The organism is Undibacterium sp. TJN25, assembly GCF_049339885.1.
Classification (GTDB): Bacteria; Pseudomonadota; Gammaproteobacteria; order Burkholderiales; family Burkholderiaceae_D; genus Undibacterium.
The window spans coordinates 156,584-182,123 of the sequence record NZ_JBMPPM010000006.1; the positions used below are offsets into that span (position 1 = coordinate 156,584).

General features: G+C 58.6%; 22 protein-coding genes and 1 tRNA gene. 7 read left to right on the forward strand and 16 right to left on the reverse strand.

The genetic code is table 11. The annotated features are described in order from the left end of the window. Positions 1-139 precede the first annotated feature (139 nt). On the forward strand, positions 140-805 hold the full coding sequence (locus tag ACO0LO_RS16345; RefSeq protein WP_422965338.1) for a hypothetical protein: 666 nt from the start codon (positions 140-142) through the stop codon (positions 803-805). A 68-nt stretch (positions 806-873) separates the two neighbouring features. Here ACO0LO_RS16345 and ACO0LO_RS16350 read toward each other — a convergent pair whose 3' ends face one another. The 7 genes from ACO0LO_RS16350 to ACO0LO_RS16380 form a co-directional block, all read right to left on the reverse strand. Next, positions 874-1,827, reverse strand: a complete 954-nt coding sequence (locus ACO0LO_RS16350) for a crotonase/enoyl-CoA hydratase family protein (RefSeq protein ID WP_422965340.1) — start codon at positions 1,825-1,827, stop codon at positions 874-876. Positions 1,828-1,928: 101 nt separating this feature from the next. Continuing rightward, positions 1,929-2,561: a glutathione S-transferase family protein gene (locus tag ACO0LO_RS16355; protein ID WP_422965342.1), complete on the reverse strand. Its 633-nt coding sequence runs from the start codon at positions 2,559-2,561 to the stop codon at positions 1,929-1,931. A gap of 222 nt (positions 2,562-2,783) precedes the next feature. Continuing rightward, positions 2,784-3,248: a carboxymuconolactone decarboxylase family protein gene (locus tag ACO0LO_RS16360; RefSeq protein WP_422965344.1), complete on the reverse strand. Its 465-nt coding sequence runs from the start codon at positions 3,246-3,248 to the stop codon at positions 2,784-2,786. 181 nt (positions 3,249-3,429) lie between these two features. Next, complete coding sequence (locus tag ACO0LO_RS16365) at positions 3,430-4,677, reverse strand: YbfB/YjiJ family MFS transporter (protein WP_422965346.1); 1,248 nt, start codon at positions 4,675-4,677, stop codon at positions 3,430-3,432. Between the two features lie 12 nt (positions 4,678-4,689). Continuing rightward, entirely contained in the window at positions 4,690-5,532 is an 843-nt protein-coding gene (locus tag ACO0LO_RS16370) for an oxidoreductase (protein ID WP_422965348.1), read from the reverse strand. 82 nt (positions 5,533-5,614) lie between these two features. Further along, positions 5,615-6,898: an MFS transporter gene (locus tag ACO0LO_RS16375; protein WP_422965350.1), complete on the reverse strand. Its 1,284-nt coding sequence runs from the start codon at positions 6,896-6,898 to the stop codon at positions 5,615-5,617. Between the two features lie 212 nt (positions 6,899-7,110). After that, a complete protein-coding gene (locus ACO0LO_RS16380) occupies positions 7,111-7,839 on the reverse strand; it encodes an SDR family NAD(P)-dependent oxidoreductase (RefSeq protein WP_422965351.1) in 729 nt (242 codons plus the stop codon). Between the two features lie 321 nt (positions 7,840-8,160). Here ACO0LO_RS16380 and ACO0LO_RS16385 point away from each other — a divergent pair, with 321 nt between their 5' ends. Then, on the forward strand, positions 8,161-9,072 hold the full coding sequence (locus ACO0LO_RS16385) for a LysR substrate-binding domain-containing protein (protein ID WP_422965352.1): 912 nt from the start codon (positions 8,161-8,163) through the stop codon (positions 9,070-9,072). A 221-nt stretch (positions 9,073-9,293) separates the two neighbouring features. Here the strand turns inward: ACO0LO_RS16385 and ACO0LO_RS16390 are convergent, their stop codons facing one another. Beyond that, entirely contained in the window at positions 9,294-10,208 is a 915-nt protein-coding gene (locus ACO0LO_RS16390) for a LysR family transcriptional regulator (protein WP_422965354.1), read from the reverse strand. A 167-nt stretch (positions 10,209-10,375) separates the two neighbouring features. On the opposite strand from ACO0LO_RS16390, the gene ACO0LO_RS16395 reads away from it, so the two are divergent. Genes ACO0LO_RS16395 through ACO0LO_RS16405 form a run of 3 tightly spaced genes read left to right on the forward strand, consistent with a single transcriptional unit; the run spans position 10,376 to position 11,652 of the window. Continuing rightward, positions 10,376-10,747 carry a nuclear transport factor 2 family protein gene (locus tag ACO0LO_RS16395; RefSeq protein ID WP_422965355.1) on the forward strand — a complete coding sequence of 124 codons (372 nt, stop codon included), beginning with the start codon at positions 10,376-10,378 and terminating at the stop codon, positions 10,745-10,747. A 33-nt stretch (positions 10,748-10,780) separates the two neighbouring features. Beyond that, a complete protein-coding gene (locus ACO0LO_RS16400) occupies positions 10,781-11,008 on the forward strand; it encodes a tautomerase family protein (protein WP_422965357.1) in 228 nt (75 codons plus the stop codon). Further along, positions 11,005-11,652, forward strand: a complete 648-nt coding sequence (locus ACO0LO_RS16405; RefSeq protein ID WP_422965359.1) for a DsbA family protein — start codon at positions 11,005-11,007, stop codon at positions 11,650-11,652. Before ACO0LO_RS16400 ends, ACO0LO_RS16405 begins: the two co-directional genes overlap by 4 nt. A gap of 174 nt (positions 11,653-11,826) precedes the next feature. Here ACO0LO_RS16405 and ACO0LO_RS16410 read toward each other — a convergent pair whose 3' ends face one another. The 3 genes from ACO0LO_RS16410 to ACO0LO_RS16420 all read right to left on the reverse strand — a co-directional run bounded on the left by ACO0LO_RS16410 (position 11,827) and on the right by ACO0LO_RS16420 (position 14,382). Further along, entirely contained in the window at positions 11,827-12,891 is a 1,065-nt protein-coding gene (locus ACO0LO_RS16410; RefSeq protein WP_422965886.1) for an NAD(P)H-dependent flavin oxidoreductase, read from the reverse strand. Between the two features lie 67 nt (positions 12,892-12,958). Continuing rightward, a complete protein-coding gene (locus tag ACO0LO_RS16415; protein WP_422965361.1) occupies positions 12,959-13,852 on the reverse strand; it encodes a LysR family transcriptional regulator in 894 nt (297 codons plus the stop codon). A gap of 443 nt (positions 13,853-14,295) precedes the next feature. Beyond that, positions 14,296-14,382: transfer RNA gene (locus ACO0LO_RS16420), tRNA-Leu, on the reverse strand. Positions 14,383-14,530: 148 nt separating this feature from the next. Here ACO0LO_RS16420 and ACO0LO_RS16425 point away from each other — a divergent pair. Next, entirely contained in the window at positions 14,531-16,492 is a 1,962-nt protein-coding gene (locus ACO0LO_RS16425) for an APC family permease (RefSeq protein WP_422965363.1), read from the forward strand. 202 nt (positions 16,493-16,694) lie between these two features. Here ACO0LO_RS16425 and ACO0LO_RS16430 read toward each other — a convergent pair whose 3' ends face one another. The 5 genes from ACO0LO_RS16430 to ACO0LO_RS16450 all read right to left on the reverse strand — a co-directional run bounded on the left by ACO0LO_RS16430 (position 16,695) and on the right by ACO0LO_RS16450 (position 24,443). After that, positions 16,695-18,044 carry an extracellular solute-binding protein gene (locus ACO0LO_RS16430; protein WP_422965365.1) on the reverse strand — a complete coding sequence of 450 codons (1,350 nt, stop codon included), beginning with the start codon at positions 18,042-18,044 and terminating at the stop codon, positions 16,695-16,697. An 18-nt stretch (positions 18,045-18,062) separates the two neighbouring features. Continuing rightward, positions 18,063-20,792: a bifunctional diguanylate cyclase/phosphodiesterase gene (locus ACO0LO_RS16435; RefSeq protein WP_422965367.1), complete on the reverse strand. Its 2,730-nt coding sequence runs from the start codon at positions 20,790-20,792 to the stop codon at positions 18,063-18,065. Next, positions 20,789-22,195: an MATE family efflux transporter gene (locus ACO0LO_RS16440; protein WP_422965888.1), complete on the reverse strand. Its 1,407-nt coding sequence runs from the start codon at positions 22,193-22,195 to the stop codon at positions 20,789-20,791. Before ACO0LO_RS16440 ends, ACO0LO_RS16435 begins: the two co-directional genes overlap by 4 nt. Positions 22,196-22,257: 62 nt before the next feature. Further along, positions 22,258-24,003: an ArnT family glycosyltransferase gene (locus tag ACO0LO_RS16445; protein WP_422965369.1), complete on the reverse strand. Its 1,746-nt coding sequence runs from the start codon at positions 24,001-24,003 to the stop codon at positions 22,258-22,260. Positions 24,004-24,176: 173 nt separating this feature from the next. Continuing rightward, the gene (locus ACO0LO_RS16450) at positions 24,177-24,443 is read right to left on the reverse strand and encodes a type B 50S ribosomal protein L31 (protein ID WP_394779542.1); all 267 of its coding nucleotides are present in this window, start codon (positions 24,441-24,443) and stop codon (positions 24,177-24,179) included. 257 nt (positions 24,444-24,700) lie between these two features. Here ACO0LO_RS16450 and ACO0LO_RS16455 point away from each other — a divergent pair, with 257 nt between their 5' ends. Beyond that, positions 24,701-25,333 carry a trimeric intracellular cation channel family protein gene (locus tag ACO0LO_RS16455; protein WP_422965371.1) on the forward strand — a complete coding sequence of 211 codons (633 nt, stop codon included), beginning with the start codon at positions 24,701-24,703 and terminating at the stop codon, positions 25,331-25,333. Positions 25,334-25,540 lie beyond the last annotated feature (207 nt).

Below are 25,540 nucleotides of genomic sequence, written 5' to 3' on the forward strand. Positions count from 1 at the left end.
CGTTCCTTGCTTCTGCATAGGTGACTTCAATGCTATCGCCGGGCCGATACGCCGCCCACTATGTGCACGCCGCAGACCCGAGACGCCGCAGTTCCCTGTTTCAATTTTTACTGACCGAAAGTGAGTGCTTGAGATGGATATGAGTGGAACATTATTAGCGCTGAGTGCGGTGTCTCTGAATCTGAATCTTGACAATGAGCGCAATGACGAAACGCAATGCATGCTGGTTGTTGCATCGCAACGTACAATATTATTGATTGCCAATAATGACGACAATGTGACTGAGGGCTGGAAGACCAAGTACGAGTTACGTTCAACGGGAAGCTCCCTTCTCGATGATGCCGTGTCACGGGCCCTGTTCCCCAGCCCAGGAAGCGGATCGAAAAAGCTCATCTACAACAATCTACGGGGCGCTTTCGATGCAAATACCTTGGAGCGGCTGAAGCACAAGAAACATAGCGAAGAGTTGGGCCATCTGAACCTGAGTTCGGGAACCAATATCGGTTCAGTCGATCGCAAGGAGATTACGACCATACTGGTGACCGGAAATACCGGTGATTTGAAGACAGTGAGTGGGGTGGTGCATGCAGAGCAAAAACTCATGGCGGCGGTACATAGAATTGAGCAAACAGGCAAATTATCGATTCAGGAAGTCTGGGTGGCAGGATGTAAGAGGGCCTGTAATTTATGTCACACGAAATTGGTGACGTTTCGTCAAGAAAAATCTTTTTCCTATGAGTTTCAGTTTGAAAGTCCACGGCTTACCGCATGCCAGGGATCGCAGCGAACTGCAGCGTACGACTGAGAGTAGCTTCACCATGTTTCACGTTGATCTCCGGCCTGGGCGGAGATCGTATTGAGAGCGCGGGAAGATCACTTGCCGTAGTATGTCGGCACTCTGTGTTCCCGTTCCGCCTTCAGCGCTTCTTTAAAATCTTCAGTTGCGTACAGCGCGGCTCGCTGCAACGGTAATTGAGCAAAGGCTTTCTCCTCGCCCTCGTCAATCGCCAAATGCGCCGACGCCAGTGTATTTTTGATAGACAGCGGTGCGCAAGCGGCGACTTTTGTCGCGATCACGACAGCAAGCTGCAAGGCTGCTTCTGCGCTCGGGGCAAGCTCCTGCACCGTGCCCATGCGTTGTGCTTCCTGGGCAGTCCACCCGTCGCCGGTCAGCAGATAGCGCATCGCCTGGCCCCAGCCCGCTTCGCGCACGAAACGAATCGTGGCGCCGCTGGCCGGCATGCGCGCATGGACGTTTTCCGTCTGCGCAAAGCGGGTGTCCGCTGCAGCGATCCGGATATCGCAGGCAAGAAAAAGCTCATGGCCGACATTCCAGGTATTTCCGTGCGCGGCGACAACCACCGGCTTGCTGAGCCTTGGCCTGGTTTTACCCCAGGGTTCGATAGTGCCGGGCTTGGCTGCCTGGTCGGCGCCTGCGCCAATGACAGCAGCGAATGCCTGAACGTCTATGCCCTGGCAGAAATGATCGCCATGGCCAAATAATACTGCTGCCCGTAAAGATGCATCATGTTCAAACTGGAAATATGCTTTTGACAGCAAAGCGTACGTGTCCGGATCAATTTTATTTTGTTGAGCGGGACGGTTCAAGCCGAACAAGACGATATCACCACGACGCTCGATAGTGAGTAGGGGATTCGTATCATTCGCGGTATCCGCGAGCCGGATTCCCGGCACCGGTTCTTGAGGCGTGGTATCGCTGGCGCGTACAGATGCCGGGAGAGTGGAGAGCGCAGCGCCGACGCCGATGGCGGCACCGGCCTGAAACAGTTGGCGTCGATTCATCGGGCGCATTGGGTCGTCATTCATGGTTTTTCCGGAAATGGAAATGAATTATATAAGAAATCAAATGCGGCAACGATTGCGCTGGCGTTCTCAACGCGCATCGCCTCTCATTGATATCTCTTCCATTATTCTGTAAGTGCAGTCACACGCTCGATTGCTCGGATCACGGCTGGCCTTGTCATCATCTGCTCGTACCAACGCGCAATATGGGGCGTATCGGTCAGCTCCACATTGGCAAACTCGCGACGCCACATCCAGCCGAAGTGTGCAATATCCGCGATCGTGTAGTCGTCTCCTGCGACATAACGTGATTTTGCGAGAACGCCGTCCAGGACGCGAAGCGTGCGCGCAGCCTCGTTACGAAAACGTTCTATTGCAAAAGGAACCGGTTCGGGCGCCTGGCGCTGGAAGTACCCTGCTTGCCCTAAGGCTGGACCGATGCCGGTGCCATGAAAAAGAATCTGCTCAAAGACACGATAGCGTCCTGCACCATCAGCCGGCAAAAGCTTGCCCGTTTTTTCCGCAAGATAAATCAGGATGGCGCCGGATTCCGTCAGCACAAACGGCTTTCCATCGGCAGCTTCAGAGTCGACCAGCACCGGTACTTTTGAATTTGGATTTAATGCGAGGAATGCCTCTGTTTTCTGTTCGCCTTTTCGGACATTCACAGATTTAAGTTCATAAGGCAGATTGAGCTCCTCAAGGGCGATGGGGATACGCACACTGTTGGGTGTTGCAAACGCATAAACTTCCAGCATGATGATTTCCTGTGGGTGAACAAGTCATCATGTTGGCGAAAAATTCTCCAATGAAGAAGACAGCTGGAAGTAATAGTGCTTATTCCTGAGCGGAATAAGCACTCCGGTGATTTGTCACGCCGGTGCGGATGCATCGTCAGCATCAGCAGCGCCGGTTCATTTGATCTGGCAATTGCCGCCTTTAACCGGGCAAAGCCAGATCAGGTCCCGGCGACACCATGCCTAGAAACCGGGCGCAGGTACTTCAGGGATCTGGTTGCGCAGGCTGAGGTTCAGCAGGTTCCAGCCTTTGATGACGGAGATGGCATAGCCTAGCTCAGCAATTTCATTCTCACTGAAATGCTGCGACAGCTCGGCGAAGGCGGTATCGGTGTCATCGCGCTGCGGCAATGCATTGACGGCTTCGGCCCAGCCCAGTGCGGCGCGCTCGCGCGTACTGAAGAACGGCGACTCGCGCCAGCCGGCGATGGAGTTCAGGTGGCGCTGGTCGGCGCCCTGCTTGACCAGGTCGCGCCAGTGCATATCGACACAGACGCCGCAACCGTTGATCTGGGATACGCGCAGGTTGACCAGCTCAACCAGGCGCGCACCGAGCGAGCTTTGCTTGACGGAGCCGGACAGGTTGATCATCGCCTTCAGGTTGGCCGGGGCGAGCTGGAAGAAGGGGATGCGGGCAGAGTGGGACATGGTAAGCCTTTCAGGGAATGTCGGAAGACACCCTGTGTGCCTTCCATACCCGTAAGACGTGTGGTTCCAGCGTTTTGTGACAGATAGTGCGGATATTTTTTTAAAATAGTTTCACTGCCGCATTTTGTTGCAGCTGCGTATCCCGCTGTTTTTACAGAGGCGAAAATTTGTAGGAGCTCAACTATTCTCCATGGGCATTTTTTAGGGCTGACCTGGATCTCAGGAATGAAACAAGCACTTCAGCAAAAAGTGCCAGCATGAGCGCCGCTGCCGCTATTTCAAACAGCAGCCGATGGTTGCCGCCGCTGTAGGCAAAGATGGCCGAATAGGCATAGCCGGCTGCGGCCTGCAATGCGGCGAAAAAGATGGTCGCCTTGCTCCACGCGACATTTTGCAGGGCGCCGTTGCCGGGCGCTTTTTCCCGGATCCATGCGAGGACCAGGGGCACGATACCGGAAGGGAAGGTGCCGGCAACGATGGTCAGCGCGGCGATCAGCAGGCGGTCGCTCAAGAGGGCCAGACCCAGGATCGCCAGCGCCTGCAGCAACAAGACTGCCCGCACGGCAGGTTTTGCGCCGAAGCGGTCCACAAAAAAGCCGTACGACGGAGGCCCTATGATGGCGCCTACGCCATACAGTACCCAGAAAATGGAAGACAGGTGCGTGCCTGCGCCCAACCCCCGCGCGACGAAATCCACCAGGAACACCATGGCCGGAACCAGGCCGGCCGCCATCAGCGCATAGACAAGGTAGATAATGGAGAAATTGGCGAAATTGGATGCAGCGCCGGCACCTGCGGAATTTTTTGCAGCGGCCTTAGTAGGTGCGGCGGCCTCCTTGCCCTGGGGCCAGCCGCTCCAGTTGGCGGCGGTCAATACCACGCAAATCACCCCCAGCCCCATCCAGGTGGCGCGCAGCCCCAGTGTCAGCAGCAGCGGCACGATGGTGCCGGACGCCGCCACGCCCAGACCGATGCCCAGGAAGATCGCGCCGCTGACGATGCCTTTGCGGCTTTCAGGCACATGTGGCAGCACGGTTGCCGCAACCAGTACCATGATGGCGCCGCCGGCCAGGCCCGACAGCAGGCGCCAGGCAAAGAACCAGCTGAAACTGACGGGAAATGCGCAGGCAAAAAAAGCCAGTGCAACCAGCACCTTCATGGCGCGCAGCACGTGCACATTGTTCATACGCGCTGCCAGCGGCCGCCCGGCGATGGCGCCGAGCAGGTAGCCGGCCAGATTGGCAGCCCCCAGGTACACGGCGTCGGAAGCGGAAAACCAGTGCGCGTCGATCAGGGCGGGAAGCAGCGGCGTATAGGCAAAGCGCGCGAGGCCGATGCCGATGAAGCTCGCCGACAAGCCTGCAAAAATCGCCCTCCACACACTGGCGGGCGCTGCTTCGTTGATGGCTTCTGATGCAAGGGAGGACATGGGCTGATCCTTTCAACTGAAATCGGTAGAGAGGGACAGTTCTTCCCACTGGTCTATTTCACGGCTGAGCCCGGCAATTTTCTGGCGTACAAGCGTGATGGCGTCGCTGCCGAGCACCAGGTGGGCAGGAGGATGTTCTGTTTCAACTATCTTCAACAATGCCTGTGCGGCTTTCGCAGGATCGCCGATCTGCTTTCCGCTCTTCGCCGCCCTTGCACGCCGGAGCGGATTAAATAGGCGGTCGTAGTCGGTGATGCTGCGGCCGGTCCTGACCATGGAGCGGCCAGCCCAGTCGGTCCGGAAAGAGCCGAGCTCGAACGCGGTTACCTTGATGCCGAAGTGTCCGACTTCCTCCCCCAGGACTTCCGATATTCCTTCCAGCGCGAATTTGCTGCTGGCGTAATAAGCGATGCCGGGAAATGCCACCAGTCCTGCCATCGATGTGATATTGATGATGTGGCCGCTGCGCTGCGTACGCATTCCCGGCAGCACGGCCTTGATCATTGCTACCGCGCCGAAGACGTTGACATCAAATTGCCGCTGCATTTCCAGCAAGGGAGATTCTTCCAATGTGCCTTCATGCCCGTAGCCGGCATTGTTGACCAGCACATCAATCGGGCCGACGTCCCGGATTATTTTTTCAACCGCCGGGGCCGCGTCGTCAAAGTCGGTGACGTCCAGCACGACGGATCTTGCTCGGCTCGGATTGCCTGCCTCGAACTCGGTTGCCGCGGCCGCATTGCGGACTGTTCCCACGACGACATGGCCGGCCGCCAGCGCGGCGTCGGCAAAAGCGCGGCCCAGGCCGGAACTGACTCCGGTGATCAAAAAAACTTTACTGTGCGGGTTTTTCATCCTATGTCTCTTTGTTAAGCGAATCCATCAAGCAAGCATCAACCAATCATCAACCGACTATCAACCACCCAGTGATTCCACATCAAACGGTTTCTTTCAAGACTGCGCGGCTGACGTAGTGGCTGGCCCACTGATTCAAGGCGGCGCCTATCAGTAGCAGTGCACTGGTCACCAGGAACACCGAACGCATGCCGATCAGCCCGCCGATGGCGCCACCGGCCAGCGGGCCCAGCACCTGCCCGGCATACTGGGCCGATTGTGAATAACCGAGCACCTTGCCGAGCGCCGCGTCAGGCACGGTTTGCCGCAGCACTTTTGCAACGGCCGGCAGCAGGCCGGCCAACGCCATTCCCATCAGGAAGCGCAACGCTGCAAGCTGCCACCAGCTCGTCACGAAAGCTTGCGGAATCATCACAACGCAGGTCGCGGCCAGGCAATAGATAATGACTTTCCAGCCGCCGATGCGGTCGGCAAGGCGGCCGAGGCGCGCGGCCATGAGGATGCTGCCGAAGGCCGATGCCGCCATCACCAGGCCGGCATCCAGAACGACCGATCCGCGGCTGACCTGCAGCACGCCGAGATAGACGGTGATGATGGGTTCAATGGACATGTTGGCGAACAGGACCAGCATCGCGGTGCAAAACATTGCCGCCACGACGAGCGCGGCCGGGCCCAGCGTGCTGATGGCGATTGCCTGTTTTGGATGTACGGTCTTTGGTTTTCTGACGAAGTCTTCCTTGACCAGGAAAATGGTGGCCAGTGCGGCAATGGCGATCATGCCGCCGGAGAAAAAGAAGGTATGCCGTATCCCTATCAGTCCAGGCAGTATGCCGCCGACCAATGGGCCTATCATGGTTCCTGCCAGTGCGCCGGTGGACAATATCCCCAGCGCCCATCCCGCCCGGTCGCGCGGGGTTTGCGTGGCAACGAGCAGCGTGGAGGACGAGGCATAGCCGCCTATCAATCCTGCGACGAAGCGCAGCAGCGTCAGCTGGTAGACATTGTGGGCCATGCCTATCAGCGGCATGACAGCCGCCATGCCCAGCGCCGCCCGCACCAGCATGGGCTTGCGGCCGAAGCGGTCGCTTAAATGACCCCACAGCGGCGCGGTCAGGCCGGTGGCCAGAAAGGTGGCGCCGAAGGCCAGTCCGGACCACTGGACGATGGAAGCGCTGTCTTTGATACCCAGTTCTTCCACGTAAATCGGCAGGAAAGGCAGCAGCAGCGTCAGGCTGACCAGTGTGGTAAAGGAGCCGAATACGCAGACTGCCAGGTTCCGTTTCCAGTGCTGGCTATTCCGCCCTGCATAGGATTGCGCGTCTTCAAGGACGCGCTCAGTGGGGCTGGAGACGGAGATATTGGCCATGATAGGTTCCCGGGGTGGCGAAATGACGGTGGTGCAAAGCTGCTAGAGTGAATCAGATAAAGCTCATCAGGTTTCTGTGAATGTCTTGAGTGAATTGAGTGTGTTGATCGGGCCGGGCGGCTATTGAAGGGGCCGGCGAACCCGGCGCGATTGCACCAGGTGCGCCGGGTTCGCCAGTTCAGCAGCGGCTATCGGCTATTGAATATGACGGATTACCATTTTCCGGAGTGCGAGCCGCCGTCCACGTGGATGACTTCGCCGGTGACTGTTTTTGCTTCGGCCAGATACAGCACGGCGCTGGCGATGTCTTCGGCAGACGAGATCACGCCCATAGGCGACAGGGATTTCAGGAAATCCTTAGGATTGTCTTTATGCATAGGCGTATCGACGATACCCGGCGCAACGGCGTTCACGCGTATGCCTTCCTTCGCATATTCGCTTGCCAGGCTGCGGGTCAGCGATTCCAGGCCGCCCTTGGTGATCATCGGCACAGATGCTGTGATGCCGGCAATAGGATTTTCCACCAGGCTGGTCGTGATACCGGTGATGCTGCCGCCGGTTTTTTGCGCCAGCATCTGCTTGACCGTCAGTTGCGTGACATACAGATAGCCTTCCAGGTTGGTTGCGACCAGCGACCTGAAGTCTTCAGGCGTGAAGTCGGTGAAAGGTTTTGTAAAAAAGATGCCGGCGTTATTGACCAGCGCATCGACCGAGCCGAATTTGCCGACGGCGGTTTCCACCAATTTTTGCGCAGTGGCAAACTGGCTGATATCGCCATCCACCAGGGCCAGGTTTTCTGCCGCTGCAAAGGCGCCCGATTTGCTGATATTGCGCGAGTTGGCGACGACGTTGTAGCCGCGTGCCAGGAAGCCTCTTACGACGCTGGCGCCTATGCCTTGTGAAGCGCCGGTGACGATGACTGTTTTACGTTGGGTTGACATGATTGATTCTCCAATTTGGTTTAAGGTTTGCCCAGAAGCCCGGTGAGGCGCTCTGTTGAAGCAAACTTTACGTCCAGCCCGGCTTGGGATAAAGGCGGCATGGCTACTTTCTGTTGTTACATGAAGGAATAAATGTACTGTTAATGTCCGATTTTTATTGTGTTTGGTAATCAATAATCGGATTTTCATGATCCTTTTGCCTATTCCGGCCATCTAATCCACGTCTGGCTTCACCTATGCGCTAGTTGACATCAGCGATCATGCGCGACATTCAATATCCTGTAAAATGAATTATTCTGATCAAAACTATTCTTAAAAGAGATGGATCTTTCCGAGCTTAAAATCTTTCAGGCAGTCGCAGCCACCGGCAGCGTTTCGCGTGCGGCAGAACAATTGCACCGCGTGCAATCGAATGTCACCACCCGCCTGCAGCAGCTGGAAGAAAAAATAGGCGTGCAGCTTTTCGTGCGCGAAAAGCGCCGCATGACGCTGACGGCGCAAGGGCGCCAACTAATGGAATATGCCGATCGGCTCCTGGCGCTGGCGGAGGAAGCGCAGGCCGTTGTCTCCGGCAAGACGCTGCTGGGCACGCTGCGCATAGGCGCCATGGAAAGCACGGCGGCAGTGAGGCTGCCTGCGATGCTGGCGCAATTCCACCTGGAGTTCCCGGGAATAGAAATTGAGCTGACGACCGGCACCACCAGAAGCCTGCTGGACCAGGTGAACGCCTGCAAGATCGATTGCGCCTTCGTTGCCGGCCCGATAGACGGGGATGATTACCGCACGATGAAAGCGTTTGACGAGGAACTGCTGCTGGTGACGCCTGCCTCGCTGAGCCGCGTCGGCGATCTTTCGCTATTGCGGGAGCAGACGCTAATCGCCTTTGAGGCCGGCTGTGCTTACCGCTCCTGCGTGGAAACCTGGCTGCTGGAAAACCAGGTAAGACCGCGGCGGGTGCTGGAGCTGGGCAGTTATCACGGCATGCTGGCATGCGTGGCAGCCGGCGCGGGGTTTGCCGTGGTGCCCAAGTCCGTGCTGGACACGGCTGCCGCATCGCTTGCGCTATGCTCGCATGCCATCGGCGGCAAGTACCGGCTACGCACGACTTATCTGGTTGCACGCAAGGACCAGAATTCCTCCGCACTGAACCTGTTCGAGAAAAAACTGGCAACGCTGATGAAACCCGCACGCCGTGCTGCACCCGTCAAGCGCCATGCGAAGCTTGAAAGCTAGCGTCCACGCTTTCCCAAAAAAGAGAAAAGTAGCCCGGATACATCGTAGCGCAATCCGGGAGCGAATCCAAATCCCAGAACAGATGCCGGCACCTGCAACTGCAAGGCTTGCGCAATGATCGGAGCTGAAAGGCTCGCCTGCGAGCCATGCCCCGGATTACGCTGCGCTGCATCCAGGCTACGGCGGATGCCTGGCCGCATAGGTTTATATCTCAACACACGCTAGTGCCGCACCAGCTTCTCGACCAGGAAATCCACCAGCGTCCGCACCTTCAGCGACAGATGCCGCGCATGCGGATATAGCAGTATGAACGGGCGCGAGGTGCCGCCAAACTCAGGCAGCAGTTCAACCAGTTCGCCTTTTTTCAGGTCGTTTTCCACGATATAGCGATAGGTCTGGACGATGCCGGCGCCATGCCGCGCAAGGGTGGCAATGCCCAGCACATCCTCGCCGCAGCAGTAGGAGCCTTCCGTCATGAAATCCACGGCCTCGCCATCGACGTTAAATATCCACGGAATAGGGCGGCCGTTGCTTGGCAACTCAAACTGTATGCATTCGTGCTTGAGCAGGTCATCAAGACTTTTGGGCGCGCCTGCGCGCTTCAGGTAGGCGGGAGAGGCCACCAGCACCAGCTCTGCATCTTCCAGCTTGCGGGCGATCAGGTTGGAGTCTGACGGAGATCTGCCGCGTATCGCCAGATCGTAGCGTTCATCCGCAAAATCGATATTGCGGTTGCTGATATGGATATCCAGCTGCACATCCGGGTAAAGCGCCTTGAACTCGGGCAGGACAGGCAGCAGCCGGTAATGGCCATACGGCGTTGGCACGCTGATGCGCAATAAGCCGGAAGGCGAAGTCTGCCCACCGGTAATTTCGCGTTCTGCCTCCACCAGCTGCGACAGCGCTTGTCGGCATTGCTCGAAATAGACTCTTCCACCCTCGGTCAGGCGTATTTGCCGCGTGGTACGGACAAACAGGCGCACGCCCAGCCTTTCCTCCAGCCGGCCTATGGAGCGGCTCACCGCGGCGGCAGTCACGCCTGCCGCCGTTGCGGCCGCGGTGAAGTTGCTCAGCTCGGCCGCCAGGCAAAACAACTCTATGCTGCCGAGCATCATGTCATCAAAATTCCGCTTCATGCTTCTCTCCATTCATTACATCACGTATCAGGTAAATTGCCGGAACGTGTATTTATCGCGTGCGCGAGCATAAGTATAGTGCATTCCATGGTGTCGAAGAGGATGCCGGTAATCCCCGGTTGGCCTAAGCAAGTGAATGGCCGGCGGGGAAATCAAGGAGAGAGCACATGGCGGCGCATGAAGAAGTATTGAAACTGATCGACGACTATTTCACCGGCGTCTATACCGGCAACACCGGTCTGTTGCAATCCTTGTTCGATCCGCATGCCCAGGTCTTTGGCGAGGTGAACGGGCTACATCACCACAAGCCCATTTCCGTGTACCTGGAAGGCGTCGCAGCCCGTAAAAGCCCGAAAGAGCTGAACGAGCCTTTCCGCATGAAAACCCTCGGTATCGATGTCATGGGGGATATCGCCAGCGCGCGCCTGTATTCGCCGATGCTGGGTTTTGAGTACTGCCTGTACCTGACGCTTGCCCACCGTGAGGCCGGGTGGCAGATCGTCAATAAAACTTATGCAGCACCGCTGCTAGCCATCTAGTTCGCACCGCTGCCAACCACTAGGAGAACTGAAATGCCTTATGTCAATATCAAAGTCACCAACGAAGGCGTAACTGCCGCCCAGAAACTGGAACTGATCCAGGGCGTGACCAACCTGCTTACCCGCGTGCTGAACAAGAAGCCGTCTTCCACCTTTGTCGTCATCGACGAAGTGGAAATGGAAAACTGGGGCGTGGGCCTGGAAAACGTGCTCATGCTGCGAGAGCGGGAAGCCCGCGAAGCAGCAGGGGGTGGCAAATGAAGCTCGTCTTTGCAGGCGACCCCATGTGCTCGTGGTGCTACGGCTTTGGCAAGGAGCTGACTGCACTCAGCAAGCGCCATCCGGAACTGCAGCTGGAGATCATGCTGGGCGGCGTGCGTGCAGGCGCTACCGACATCCTCGACGATGCCGGCAAGCAGTTCAGGCTGCAGCACTGGGCGCGGGTCGAAGAAAGCAGCGGGCTGCCGTTTAACCGCCAGGCCTTCCAGGCACGCCAGAACTTCATCTACGACACCGAACCCATCTGCCGCGCCGTGGTGGCTGCGCGTATGCTGGCGCCGCAGGCGGACCTGCTGGTGGTCTTCCGGGCGCTGCAGCACGCGTTCTATGTAGACGGGCTGGACACCACCAGCGGCAAGGTTCTTTCGCAAGTTGCCGCCCAGGCATTGAGCGGGCTGGGGCATGCCGTCAGCGCCGAACAATTCCATGAAAAATGGAAATCCCCGGAAGTGATTGCGGCCACGCTGGCCGACTTCCGCAACGTGCGCGCGCTGGGCATCAGCAGCTTCCCCGCGCTGCTGCTGCAAGACGGCGATGACTATGCGATGATCAGCCCCGGCTATACGCATGTTGACCAGCTGGACGCCAAGCTCGCGGCGGCGCTCAAGCAACTGCAGGCGGCGTAGCAGATATTCAGCGTGGCGTACGATGTCGCAGGGGCCGGCAACACTCCGGTTTTGCCAGCCCCGCGATTTTTCCTTCTGCATTGCCTTGTCTGACCCTTATCTATTCCTTCGCTATTTCTTCGCTATTCCTTCGCTGATCCTTGATCGATATGCCGCCAAGGATCTTTGCAAGGTTTACAAAAGACCCGCTTCCCTGGCCAGATACCTGGTCAGCTCGCCGGCCGGCAGTTCCTTGCACAGACGGGCCGCCTGGCCCGACCACAGCGAACTGAAGTCGCCCGATCCCTGTTTTTCAACTACGCCTTTTAAAGGCAGCAGCGCGCCGCCGGCAAGCGGAAATTGCGGCGCCATTGGCGAGATCGGCCCGGCTTCCCTGATGATGCGGTTGATGATGCCGCGCGCCGGGCGCCCGGTGAACAGGTTGGTCAGCGTAGTCTGGTTGTCCCTGGTATTTCTGAGTGCCTGCCGGTAGGGGGCGGAAATCCGTGCCTCGGGAGTGAATAGGTAAGCCGTGCCCAGCTGCACTGCGGAAGCGCCGAGCGCGAAGGCCGCGCGTATCCCGCGTGCATCCGAGATGCCGCCGGAAGCGATGACAGGCACCTTCACTGCATCGGCGATTTGCGGCACGAGCGCGATGGTTCCCACCTGCGAATAAATATCGTCCGACAGGAAAATGCCCCGGTGGCCGCCAGCCTCGAAGCCTTGCGCAATAATGGCGTCGCAGCCGCGCTCTTCCAGCCACAGCGCTTCATCGACGGAGGTGGCGGAAGACAGCACCTTGGCCCCGGTTGCCTTGACGCGCGCCAGCAAGGCGGCAGAGGGCAGGCCGAAGTGGAAGCTGACGACCTCCGGCTTGAACTCTTCGACGATCTCGCAGCTCGCTTCGTCAAACGGGTTACGCGATGAGCTGGGGATAGGCCCGCTGGGGTCGATGCCGAATTCAACGTAATAGGCTTCCAGTTTTTTTCGCCAGGCCATTTCCTTCGCTTCATCAAACACCGCATTGGTATGGCAAAAGAAATTCAGGTTGAGCGGCTTGCCGGTTTTGCTGCGGATGCCGGTGATTTCGTCGCGGATCTGTTGCGCGTTCAGGCTCGCGCACGCCAGCGAACCCAGCCCGCCTGCATCGGACACCGCCGCTGCCATGTCGCCGAAAGCGGAGCCGGCCATCGGTGCCTGGATGATGGGGAGTTCAATGCCGAGCAGGGAAGTAATACGGTGATCGCTTGTCATGGTTATTCCTTTAGCGTTTGTCACCGTCATTGCTGCGGTGAACAGGTAGGTGAATAAATGGCCGAAGCAGGCCTCAGTGATCCTTGTTCTTTTCCAGCAGGCCGCGCAAGGCAGTGAATGCCGGGGTTTCATATCCGTCCCGCCTCACGAGCAGCGTATCGATGGCGGCAATCGGCAACTGGCACAGCGCAGGCGGTTTGCCCACCAGTTCAAGCACGCTCCTGGGCACGACGCTGATGCAGGCGCCTGATGCAACGCAGGCCAGCTTGGCGTGGTAGGAGCCGACTTCCTGTATGTCCAGGGTATCTGCGCCCTTTCCTTGCACTCCCGCAAACCAGTCTTCCGCGACGGTGCGGTAGGTGCATCCTTGCTGGAAGGCCGCCAGCGACCGGACTGTGACATCTTCCGGCTTGCGCACGGGCGGGTGGCCCGCCGGCAGTAGCAACAGCAGTTCCTCATGAAATACAGGGAGGCTGCGCAGGCCCAGCTCCCGCAGGCTGTCCGGGCTGTCAAACTCCGCACCAGGGGGCAGCGCCAGAAGTGCGCAATCGATGGAGCGGTTTATTACCGCCTCCATCAATTGCCTGGAGGGCGCGGTAGACAAACGCAATTTGACCTTGGGCCACGTTCGGTGATATTCCGCCAGCACATCCGGCAAACGGCTCGCGGCGGTGCTTTCCATGGAGCCCAGCCGCAACATGCCGGCAGGCTCTGTCGGATGTAGCACCTGGCGCGCTTCTTCGGCGAGGGCCAACAGGCTTTTGGCATACGACAGGAATTGTTCTCCCTGCGACGTCAGCCGCATGCGCTTGTTGTCGCGCAAAAAAAGCGCCACGCCCAGTTCTTCTTCCAGTTGCTGGATGCGGGTCGTGACATTCGATTGCGCACGCCCCAGCCGCTGCGCAGCGCGCGTGATGCTGAGCTCCGCCGCGACAGCGCAAAAGATATCCAGATTGAGATGATCCACGTATGTTCCCGTGTTGATTGTAGGATGCTACCCATAGCGACTATGGAGGCCTGGCGGCAGATTCGGGGTATAAGAGAAATGGTATTTCCAAACAAGATTTAAATCAATTTAAAAATCTTGAAATGAGAATGATTTTTGCACAATTCACTTTATACATGGTGTAATTAATTTCTTGCTGCGAACCATAGAGTAGCTAACTGCAAGTACAAATGACCGATAATTTGCACTTGCGATTCAGGGCAGGGGTGAAGCGCCTTTGCTTGCAGATGTGGATTGAATGTCAGCTTGAATAGCGGACGGCGGAGCAGTTCGATATAAATGAATTGGCTCGTTAAAAACTATTCTGCCTGCAGAGGAGGATGGATTTGCGGAATAGCTTTTTTTTGCGGAACAAAGACAAAAAGGCCCTCAAGATGAGAGCCTAATATGTTTGGTGCTAATTGTGGTGCCGAGAGCCGGAATCGAACCGGCACGCTGTCTCCAGCGCGGGATTTTGAGTCCCGTGCGTCTACCTATTCCGCCATCTCGGCAACGCAGACCGCGATTATGACTTAAACCAAATCATTTTGCAAGCCTGCACGCCGGTTGTTTGCGGGTGCATGTCGGTCTATCATTCAGTCTTATCATTTTTATCGCAGGCCCTGAGCCCCTGGTCCTTAGCACCGGCCCGCACCCCACATGAAAAAAACAAAAATAAAAGAACTGGTACTCGGCAAGGCACTGGATCCGATGAAAAGCGACACGCGCCATTCGATGGCGCTGGTGGCTTTCCTCGCCTGGGTAGGGCTGGGAGCGGACGGCCTGTCTTCCTCCGCCTACGGGCCGGAAGAGACCTTCCGCGCGCTGGGCGCGCATGCGCATCTCGGCCTGTATATGGCGCTGGCGACGGCGGTGACGGTGTTCATCATTGCGCTGGCCTATAACCAGGTGATCGAGCTGTTCCCCACCGGCGGCGGCGGCTATCGCGTGGCGACCAAGCTGGTCGGCCCGCACATGGGCCTGATCTCCGGCTGCGCGCTGATCCTCGATTATGTGCTGACGATTTCGATCTCGGTGGCGTCCGGGGTGGATGCGATTGCGTCGTTCCTGCCGCTGGCCTTCCAGGACTATAAATTATGGGCAGAGGCTTTTTTCATCGGTGTGCTGATCATCCTTAACCTGCGCGGCTTGAAGGAAGCGATCAAGATCCTGCTGCCCATTTTCCTCGGCTTTGTCTTCACCCATTTTATCCTCATCGCTTACGGTATTTTTGCGCATGCGTCGCATTTGCCGGAGCTGATTCCCGCGACCATGGCGGAAACCGCCGAGCTCGCAAAAAGCGTAGGCTGGACCGGCGTGGCGGCGATGCTGCTGCTGGCATATTCCCAGGGCGGCGGCACCTATACCGGGCTGGAGGCCGTGTCCAACAACGTCAACATCCTGGCCGAACCGCGCGTGCGCACCGGCAAGGTGACCATGTTCTACATGGCCTTGTCGCTGGCCTTTACGGCGGGCGGCATCATCCTGCTATACCTGCTGTGGAATGCGCAGCCGGTCGCGGGCGAAACCTTGAACGCCTCCACCTTCAAGAGCATCATCGCCCACATGGGCCTGGGCGGCCCGCTTATCAATAACAGCCTGCTGGTGATTGTGCTGGCCTTTGAGGCCGGCCTGCTGTTCGTGGCCGCCAATACCGGCTTCCTGGGCGGGCCTGCGGTGCTGTCGAACATGGCCGGCGATTCCTGGGTGCCGCATAAATTTCGCTACCTGTCCACACGGCTGGTGACGCAGAACGGCATCCTGGTGCTGGGCATTGCCGCGCTGGCGATCCTGTTCTGGACACACGGCAGCGTGACGTTGCTGGTGGTGCTGTATTCGATCTCGGTGTTCCTGACCTTTGCGATCTCGCTGTTCGGCCTGTGCCTGTACTGGTGGCGCAAGCGCAGGAAACTGCAGCACTGGCGCCGCCGTTTCCTGCTGTCGCTGACCGGGTTTGTAATCTGCTCCGGCATCCTGGCGATCCTGCTGGCGGAGCGTTTTGCCGATGGCGGCTGGGCCACCATCGCCATCATCGCCGTCATTGCCGGCGCCTGCATGTACGTGCGCAAGCACTATCGCGATACCAAGAAGGCGATCCGCTCGGTCGATGCCGTCTTCGCCAGCCAGCCCATGGGCCACCATAGCGGTCCCTTGCTGCCGGACCCGGCCAACCAGACCGCAGTCTTCATCGTTGGCAATTCGCGCGGCGGCGGCCTGCATGCGCTGCTGTGGGTGCTGCGCATGTTTCCCGACCACTTCAAGAATTTTATCTTCATCAACGCCCGCACCGTCGATTCGCATGCCTACGGCGGCGAAGGCGTTTTGGAGCAGATGCGCTCCGAGGCCGATGCCACGCTGAAGTATTTTGTCGATTTCTGCCACAGCCACAACATGGCGTCGGCCTCCTATGTCAGTTTCGGCACGGATGTCGTCAATGAAGTGACCGAGCTATGCGAAGAGGTTAGCGACGATTACCCAAATGCGATCTTCTTCACCAGCAAACTGATCTTCGAAACAGATAACTGGTTCACCCGCCTGCTGCACAACCAGGCCGCGCTGGCGATACAGCGGCGGCTGCACTTTGAGGGTTTGCAGATGGTGATTTTGCCGATGAAGGTGTAGCGGAAAATCATTGCCGTCCGCTGTCCGCTGCGTGAAGTCTCTTCGTAATATCGTAGGGTGTGGTAGCGCAGCGTATCGCACCGGGTAAAACTTCGAAAAGTGGGTGCCTGTAGCCTGCTGCCATCGTAGGCAATGGCGGACCGGTGGGATGGTGCGATACGCTGCGCTGCGCTATCACACCCTACCAATCAGGAGTTGCGCTTCAAGAGCGGTAGTGCCCACTCTTGCGCATCAGCTCCGTGATCTTTTCCTGCGCCTGTTCCAGCGCGGCGGCCGGCGTGATGGTTCCTGCTACTGCGTCGTGCAGCAGGCTTCCCAAAATCTGTTCGTCGATGAGCGGCCATTCGGGGATGATGGGGCGCCAGTTGGGGTTGGCGTATTCCAGCTGCTTGTTGAGGATGGCGTATTCGGGGTAGATGATCTGCAGTTCCACGTCGCGCATGGTGCTGATGCGCATGGGGATGCCGCCTTTGCGGGCGATGGCCTTGTCTTGCTGGCGCGAGGTCAGCCAGCCCAGCAACTGCATTGCCCTGGCCGCCGATGGCGCGTTCTTCGGCATGGCCAGTGAGAAGCCGCCGGTTTCGGCGGAATAGACGCTGCCCTTGGGGTGCAGTGCGTAGGCGACCTTGTCCTGCACCAGCGATTTGACGCTGTCGTTGGCCAGCGCGAAGATGTTGGTGGAGTCCAGGTACATGGCTGCATCGCCGGAGATGAAGGCGTTGCACATGTCCGAGTAGCTGTTGTTCAGGATGCCGCCTTTGCTGGTCGCGTGGATGGCTCTCAGCACTTCTATCGCCTTGATGCCGGCGGGGCTGTGCACCTTGCAGCGCCAGCGCGCGTCGAAGGCTTCGCCGCCGTAGGCGTTGAAGTGCAGCAGCCAGGCGTGCGAGATATGGTGGCCGCGCTGGCCGCGGCTGCACAGCGGCTGCATGCCGGGTTCTTTCTGTTTCAGCGTGTGCAGCAGCGGCAGCAGCTCGTCGTAGCTGGCGGGGGGCTTCAGGCCGTGCTGCTGGAAGATGTCCGTGCGGTAGGCCAGGATGCTGGTTTCCGATCCCACCGGCAGCGCAAACAGGTGGGCCGACGGGCCATCCAGGTAGCCGCGCGGGCCGCCCACCTTGCCGGCCACTGTCAGGTAGGCGGGCACGATGTCTTCCACATCTTCCAGGTTCAGGCGGCCTGCCAGCTGTTCCTTGTCCAGGTCTGCCAGCATGTTCCTGGACACGTATTCCGTCTTCCAGGCAGCCAGCATGACGACCAGGTCGTACTTGCCTTTGGCTTTCTGTAATTCCTTCAGCTGCGCGTCCCGCATGTCCAGATAGGGCATGACATCCACTTCTATGCGCACGCCGGTGCTGTCCGAATATTTTTTCAGCTGGTTTTTCAGCAGCTCGAAGTAGGGTAGTTCCGGGAACATCAGCCGCAGGGCAGGGGCGGGCGCAGTGGCTGGTTTTGGCAAGGCGGCCAGCGCGGCCGCAGGCATTGCCAGAGCGGCCAGCGTGGAGTGCAGCAGCCGGCGGCGGCGCGGGGAGGCGGGAGGGCGATTGCTGGACATGCGGTTTCCGTCGCCCGGCTAGGCTGCGGCGGTCTCAAACTGCGGCAGCAGTTCTTCTATCGCGGAAGCCGGCAGCGCAGTAGAGCGCAGCCAGCCCTGGTACATATCGCAACCTATGATGCCCAGCGACGTCAGCTGCTCATCCGTTTCCACCCCTTCGGCGATCACCTGCATGCCGAAATCGTGGCCCAGCGTGGAGATGGCCTTGACGATGGCCTGGTCCTTGCTGTTGTTGGTGTGGCCCTTGACGAAGCGCTGGTCGATCTTGATCCTCTGCACGGGGAAGTCGCGCAGGTAGGTCAGCGATGCATAACCTGTGCCGAAATCGTCGATGCTGATGCCTACGCCGTACGCATGCAGCTGCTCCAGGCAGGTCTTGGCGACATCGGTATCCTGCATGATCATGGTTTCGGTGACTTCGATCTCCAGCCGGTGCGGGTCGATGCCTGCCTCATTGATGGTATTGATGACGAAATCGACAAAGCCGGCCTGGAAGAACTGCAGGCTCGATACGTTGACGCCGACGACAAAATCTTCCGGCAAATTCCATTTGGCGATGGTCTTGCAGACATCGATCAGCACCTGGTTGCCGATCTGGATAATCAGGCCCGATTCTTCCGCAACCTTGATGAAGTCCTTGGCGGCGATCATGCCGCGCTTGCCGTGCTTCCAGCGCAACAGCGTTTCCACGCCGCACAGCTTGTGCGTGCTGACACGGAATTGCGGCTGGTAGTAGGGCACCAGCTGGCCGTCTGCCATTGCCACACGCAGCTCGCGTTCCAGGCTGGTCTGTTTTTCCAGTGCTTCGGCGATGTCGGTGGAAAAGATCGTATATTTATTCTTGCCCTTTTCCTTGCTGTGGTACATCGCGATATCGGCCTGCTTCATCAGCGCATCGGCATTGGGTTCGCCGCTGTCGGCTATCGCCACGCCTATGCTGGTGGTCAGGTAATAAGTGTGCTGGCCCAGCTGCATCGGCGCGCAGACCAGCGACAGGATGCGGTCGGCGATGGCGCGTATATCCTTGTCGCTGTCCAGCTCATCCACCAGGATCACGAATTCATCGCCGCCCAGGCGGGCAATGAAATCACGCGTCTTCACGGCGCTGCGCAGGCGCTGTGCGATCTCTATCAATACCTGGTCGCCGACATCGTGGCCGACCGAATCGTTGATGAACTTGAAGCGGTCCAGGTCCAGGAACAGCAAGGCCAGCTTGCTGCGTTGCGCGCGTGAACCGCTGAGCGCCAGTTCGGTGGCGATGCGCAGGCTCGCGCGGTTGGACAGACCGGTCAGCGCATCCTGGTAGGCCAGCTGCTTGATCTTGTTTTCGGACAGGTATTTTTCAGTAACGTCCATGGCGATCACGCGCAGCGTGAAACCGTTTTCGGTGCCGCTGGAGTCGATGATCAGGTTCAGCCAGCGCGGTGTTCCGGTACTGATCTGGACGATCAGGTGGGTATGCAGCGATGTTTCAAAGGCTGCCGCAACGATGTCGCTGAAGATGATGGCGTCCTCGGCTTCCATATTGGCCAGCATCTGCGACAGATATTCTATTTTTTTAGACGGCAGCAGGCCGAACAGTTCCAGGATGTTGCCGGTCTGCGCACTGATCTGGTGGCTGGGCGTCAGCTGGAAGCTGCCCATCTTGGCCAGGCGCTGGGTTTCCAGCAGGGATTCTTCGCTATGGTGCAGCGCCTTGGTCATATCCTTGGCCAGCCGGTGCGCGATCTTGCCTGTCCTCACCGTGACGTACACAAAGCCGGTGGCAAAGGCCGTCAGCAGCAAGCCGATGAACAGGATGAACCAGATGGCGTCCGTCTCCGCCAGGCCTTCATTGCTCAATACCTCGTAACGTACCGACCATTTTTGGCCGGGCACCGTCAGCGGCAGCTCGAAGCTGTTGATCTGCGTGGTCAGGCTTTCCCTGGCGGCCGCTTGCTTGCCGGGCAGCGTCAATGCCACGGGCCGCCCTTGCAGGTCGCTGCCGGACAGCTGGATCTGCTTCAGCTGCAGGTTGGAACCGCTGAACATGCCCGGCATCAGCCTGTCGATGGAGATGACGGTCGTGAAGGCGCCGCTGAAGGCAATCCTGCGCTGCGCTTCGGAACGTATCGGCAAGCCGGTTTCATACACCGGCATGGACATGACGATATTATTCCCCGGCAGCAGCGGATGCGATTCGGTTAGCACAAAGGAGGTGGGTACGCCGCCGTCAATCAGCCTGCGCGTACCTTCGGGGAACATTTTTTTCAGGTTCAAGCCGTGCGCGCTTTGCAGCTTCTGCCGCGGCTCCAGGTACAGCGCAACCAGCGAATCCTCGCCCGGCACCTTGTCGAGGATATGGAAGCCGGGATAGCCGCGCACATCCACCGAGGTATCGATCCGCACCTGCGATTCAAACTGCGCCACGTCGTGCGGCGAGACTTTTTTGGAAAACAGCTTGGCCACCAGCCACGGCTGGTTCTCTATCTTTGCAAACGAGTGGAAGGTGTAGCGGTCGAACGATGGCGAGATATGGTACAGGCTGGCAAATGATTCCAGCCGCGACACTTCATGCTCCAACTCGTTCTGCAGGCTGCCATGGTGCTGGAACACACTTTCCTGCAGGCGCCGCTGTACGTTTTCCTTGGTCACCTGCAAGGACAGCCAGGACAGGCAGGCCGTCACCGACAGGCAGATGATCGCCGTCAGCAAGGCAGCCGGGATGGCCTTGACGCTAAAAAAGCTCAGGTTGCGCGGTGGCGTCATGACTGGCCCTGCTGCGCTTGCGCTGGTTGCGCTGGTTGCGCCGGATTTGCGTGGCGGGTGTCCGCAGCCCTGCTTGTGCGGGCCTGCACCGTGCGCAGGTACAAAAACAGGCCCAGGCCTACCAGCGCGATGCTGCAGCTATTGGCCATCCAGAATCCCGATGCACCTTTCAACAGCGGCGGGCTGATATGCCATGGATCGAAACCCAGGGTGTAGCCGCCGCACAGGCCCACGCCCCACAGCGCCACCGCATAGATGATCGTCGGCACCACGGCAATCTTGTAGGCGCGCAGCACGAAGGCGGTGGTCACTTGTATCGCATCGAAAAACTGGTAGAACGAGATGAACAAAAACAGCGGCAGCGCTGCCGCGATGATGATTTCATTGGACGTATATGCATGCAGGATCAGCTGGCGCGCAAACCAGATCGCAATGCCCACCGGCACCGCCAGCGATGCCGCCAGCGCGATGCCCGCATTGCCTATCATCGTGGCCGCATGGGGTTTGCCGGCGCCTATGGCCTGCGCCACCAGCGTGCCGGTAGCCCCGGCAATGGACAGCGGCAGCATGTACAGGATGGTGCCCAGGTTGGCCGTCAGCTGGTGGCCGGAGACGGCAATTTCTCCCAGCCGGGCAATGAACAGCGCCATGAAGGCGAAGGCGGTGACTTCAATCAGGTAGCTCAGGCCCATGGGAATGCCGAGCTTCAGCAGCGATGCCTGCGCAGGCCAGTGGGGCCTGACGAAACCGGTGCCGAACAGGCCGAAGATGCGGTAGAACTTGACCTGGCGCAGCATCAGCCAGCTGGTCAGCAGCATCAGCCACGCGAGCACCGCGGTCGCCAGCGCGCAGCCTGGGCCGCCCATCGCCGGGATGCCCAGTCCGCCAAAGATGAACAGCTTGTTCAGCGGGAACTTCAGCATCAGCGCGGCGACTTGTATCGCCATCACCATCTTGGGCCGGCCTACGGCATTGTTCAGTGCGCCGTAGATGCGGAAGCCCATCGTCGCCGGCAATGCCAGCGCCAGTATCTGCAGGTACATCGCGGCCTTGCGGTTCATCTCGGGCGAGGCCTGGGCGATGGATAGCAGGCTATGCGGGAACAGCAGCACCAGGCAGCCTATGCAGGACAGGAAAAAGCCCAGCCACACGCCCTGTTTCACTTCCACGCCTATCTGTTTGTACTGCTGCGCGCCGAACAGCTGGCCCACTGCCGGGGAGATGGCCTGCAACACGCCGTTCAGGCCGACGAAGATGCTGACGTAGATGGAGATGCCGATGGACAGCGCCGCCAGGTCGGTGGCGGAGAAACGGGATGTCATCGCGGTGTCGATGACGCCGTTGCCGACCACGGCCAGCTGGCCTATCAGCATGGGCCAGGCCAGCGCGCCGATGCGCCGCATGTGCACGCCCAGGCCGGACCGGTGGATATCGGCTTGTTCTATCGCCTGTTCCGCCGCCTGCTTCATGGCTGCTTGCGCATATACAGCGAGAAGATCTCATCCCGGTCGTAAGGGCGGCGGCCTTGCCAGATGCGTTCCCACTGGCCGCGGAAATTGACGTCTTCCGGCAGCATTTCCTTCATGTTCTTTTCTTTCTGGCTGCGGCTGTCCTGCAGCAGCAGCAGGTCGCAGTGCGGATCGGAAAAGCCGGAGAACCGCAATTTGCCGAAGTAGGCCAGCAGCGCGCGCTGCGCCGGGTCCACGTTGCTGTCGATGCAGTTGTAGGATTTGTGCACGCTCTGGTCCAGCTGCTCCGCAATCTCATCGGCCATGCGCGCATAGGTGATGCGGTGGTTGATCAGCGGCAGGCACAGCGTCATCAGCAGCAGCCAGCACTGGATCACGCCGCCGGTGGACAACACCACCGCGCGCCACAGTACCGAAGGCTGGCGCGAGATGCGCCAGTACACCAGACGGAACCATGCAATGCTGACGGCCAGTGCCAGCATGAAAGTAAACAGGTTGAATTCAGGCACGTAGCCCGGCGCCCAGCTTAATACCTTCCTGGAGATCGACACCGGCCAGCCGCTTTGCATGGCTATCCATGCAAACCAGATGATGCCGGCAAAGCCCGTCATCACCATGACGGCAAACCAGTCCACCGCATTGATGGCGCTGCGTTTCATTGTCGGCAGGCCGAATGCCGCCAGCATCGCCAGCGGCGGCAGGATAGGCAGCAGGATGCTTTGTTCAGGATAATGGTTCAGGAAAGCCAGCAGGGTCACGCAGACGACATATGTCACCGGCAGCGAGATATGCAGCGCTTTTTCCTGCTTGCGCCAGGCATATACAGCCCATGCGGCGAACGGCCATGCCGGCCACGCGAACCAGATGCCGTAACGGAAGAAGTAGACAACGCTGGCCACATCGGGCAGGTCGATCTGGCGCGTGTTCCACTGCATCCATGCGGCAAAAGGGGAGCTGCTGAAAGGGTGGATGATATTGATCGCCAGCACCCATGCGCCGGTGACAACCAGCATCACCGGCAGCGACACCAGTAGCAACAGGCGGTGGAACTGCTGCTTGCGGTAAAAAGACAGAGCGCACAGCCCGAGCAGCAGCGCCAGCGACAGCACCCAGCCGCGCGTCAGCGACATCAGGCCCAGCGTCGCGCCCAGCCGCAGCGCATACATCAGCGTAGGGCCGTCGAGCAGGCGCACGCACAGGTACAGTGAATAGGCGACGAGGGAAATATGCAGCGATTCGGCTGTGGTTTCGTGGCTGGGCAGCAGCAGGCCCAGGCAGCCGAGGTAGATCAGCAGTGCGCCGTCGGCCAGTGTGCGGCCGAAATCCCTGGGCTCCGGCTGTCCGCCGAAGGCCAGCTTCAGCGGCTGCGCTTCCGCGCGGCGGCCCAGCAGATAAGTGGAATACCAGACCGACACCGAACCCAGCAGGAAGAACACCGCGGTGGAAAGCCGTGCTGCTGCGGCGTCGCCCATCAGCCAGCCGAACAGCTTGATGCAGATGGCGCCCAGCCAGAACGCCAGCGGGCCTTCCTGCGGCGCCGGCAGGCCGACGATATGTGGCCACAGCCAGTCTTGCAGGCCGCCATGCGCCATCGTCCACATGACGCCGAAGCTGGCAGCATCGTCGCCTTTCCATGGGTCGCGCCCGATCAGGCCGGGCAGGATATAGAGCAGACACAACGCAAAAATGACTCCACGCGGGAGTGCAATGGTCGCAGCAGCAGGAAGACGGACTGGCTTCATATATCTCGGTTACAGGGCCTGAAGGATGGGGGTTGTTGTCGGTAGGCTATAGCAGCGCCGACAGTTAAACAGGAATTACTGGGATTGCAAGGATTGCTGCCTGGAAATTTCAGGCACATGCAAAAAAGGCAGCCTTAGCTGCCTTTTTCCAACAAAACAGGTGCCGTGGCTGATTAGCCTGCAACCGAAGTTTTGGAGCCGACAGTGCCGAACTTCTTACGGAACTTGTCAACGCGGCCAGCGGTGTCGACGATTTTGTGTTTGCCGGTGTAGAAAGGATGGGATTCCGCAGAAACCTCGATCTTTACCAGTGGATATTCTTTGCCTTCGAATTCCATCTTTTCACGTGTCTGGATAGTAGAACGTGTGACGAATTTGAAATCGTTGGATACGTCGTGAAACAGAACTTCACGATAGTTTGGGTGGATGCCGTCTCTCATGCTTGCCTCAAAAAGTTTTGGTAGCCAATCATCACTTCGGCGGTCGACTTGCCTCTTGACCCGATTGTTGATCACTTGCCGGTTTAAAAATGCGCGTGGCTTGATGCCAGCCGGCGATTATACAATGAAATCATGTGCTTGCGCCATCCTGGCAATGGCCGGATGCAACGGGCTTGCAACAAAACATCTCAAAAATACGCCCAAAATACGTCAAAATATTGCATGCCTGATCACCAAATAATAAAAAGGATTCAATAATGGCAATTCCGCTCCGTTTTGAAATGAGCACATTACTGCATGTCGTGGAGGTGGGCGGCATCATTGCGTTTGCGCTGTCCGGCTTTATTGAGGCACGCATGAAGAAAATGGATGCGGTGGGCGTGTTCACCGTCGCTTTCATCACTGCCTTCGGCGGCGGCACGCTGCGCGACTTGCTGCTGGACCGGCGCCCGCTATTCTGGGTGGAGCACCAGGAATATCCTGTGCTGGTATTCGTATTGGCACTGGGCGCAACGCCGTTTTTACGTCACCTGCGCTCCAGCGGCACCGAGCGCGCGATCATCTATGCGGATGCGCTGGGCCTGGGGCTGTTCAGCGTCGGCGGGGCATCGCTGGCACTGGAATCGTCCATGCCCATTTTCGTCTGCGCGATGATGGGCGTGATTACCGGCATCTTCGGCGGCGTGCTGCGCGACGTGCTCTGCAATGAAATCCCGCTGGTGTTCCGGCGCGGACAGTTGTATGCGACCTGCTCGTTTGCCGGCTGCTGGGTGTATCTGATCCTGAACCTGCTGAAAGTCAGCGAGACCTTTGCCGTCGTGATGGCGATTCTGTTCACATTTACCCTGCGCATGCTGGCGGTCAGGTTTGACTGGAAGCTGCCGGGTTGAGCCATCGCGGCCACACAAAGCTTGTGGCGTTGATGGAATGTAAAAATTGTTTTTATATCATGACAAGGTGCTGTATATTTTAATATCATGCAACACTCTGTTTTGGAACACATTCGTACTTTCCGGAGAAATAACGTCCATGAAAACTGTTTTTGCCGCTTTGCTTCTCGCCGCCGCCATCGCCCCGGTCCACGCGTCCGAGGATGA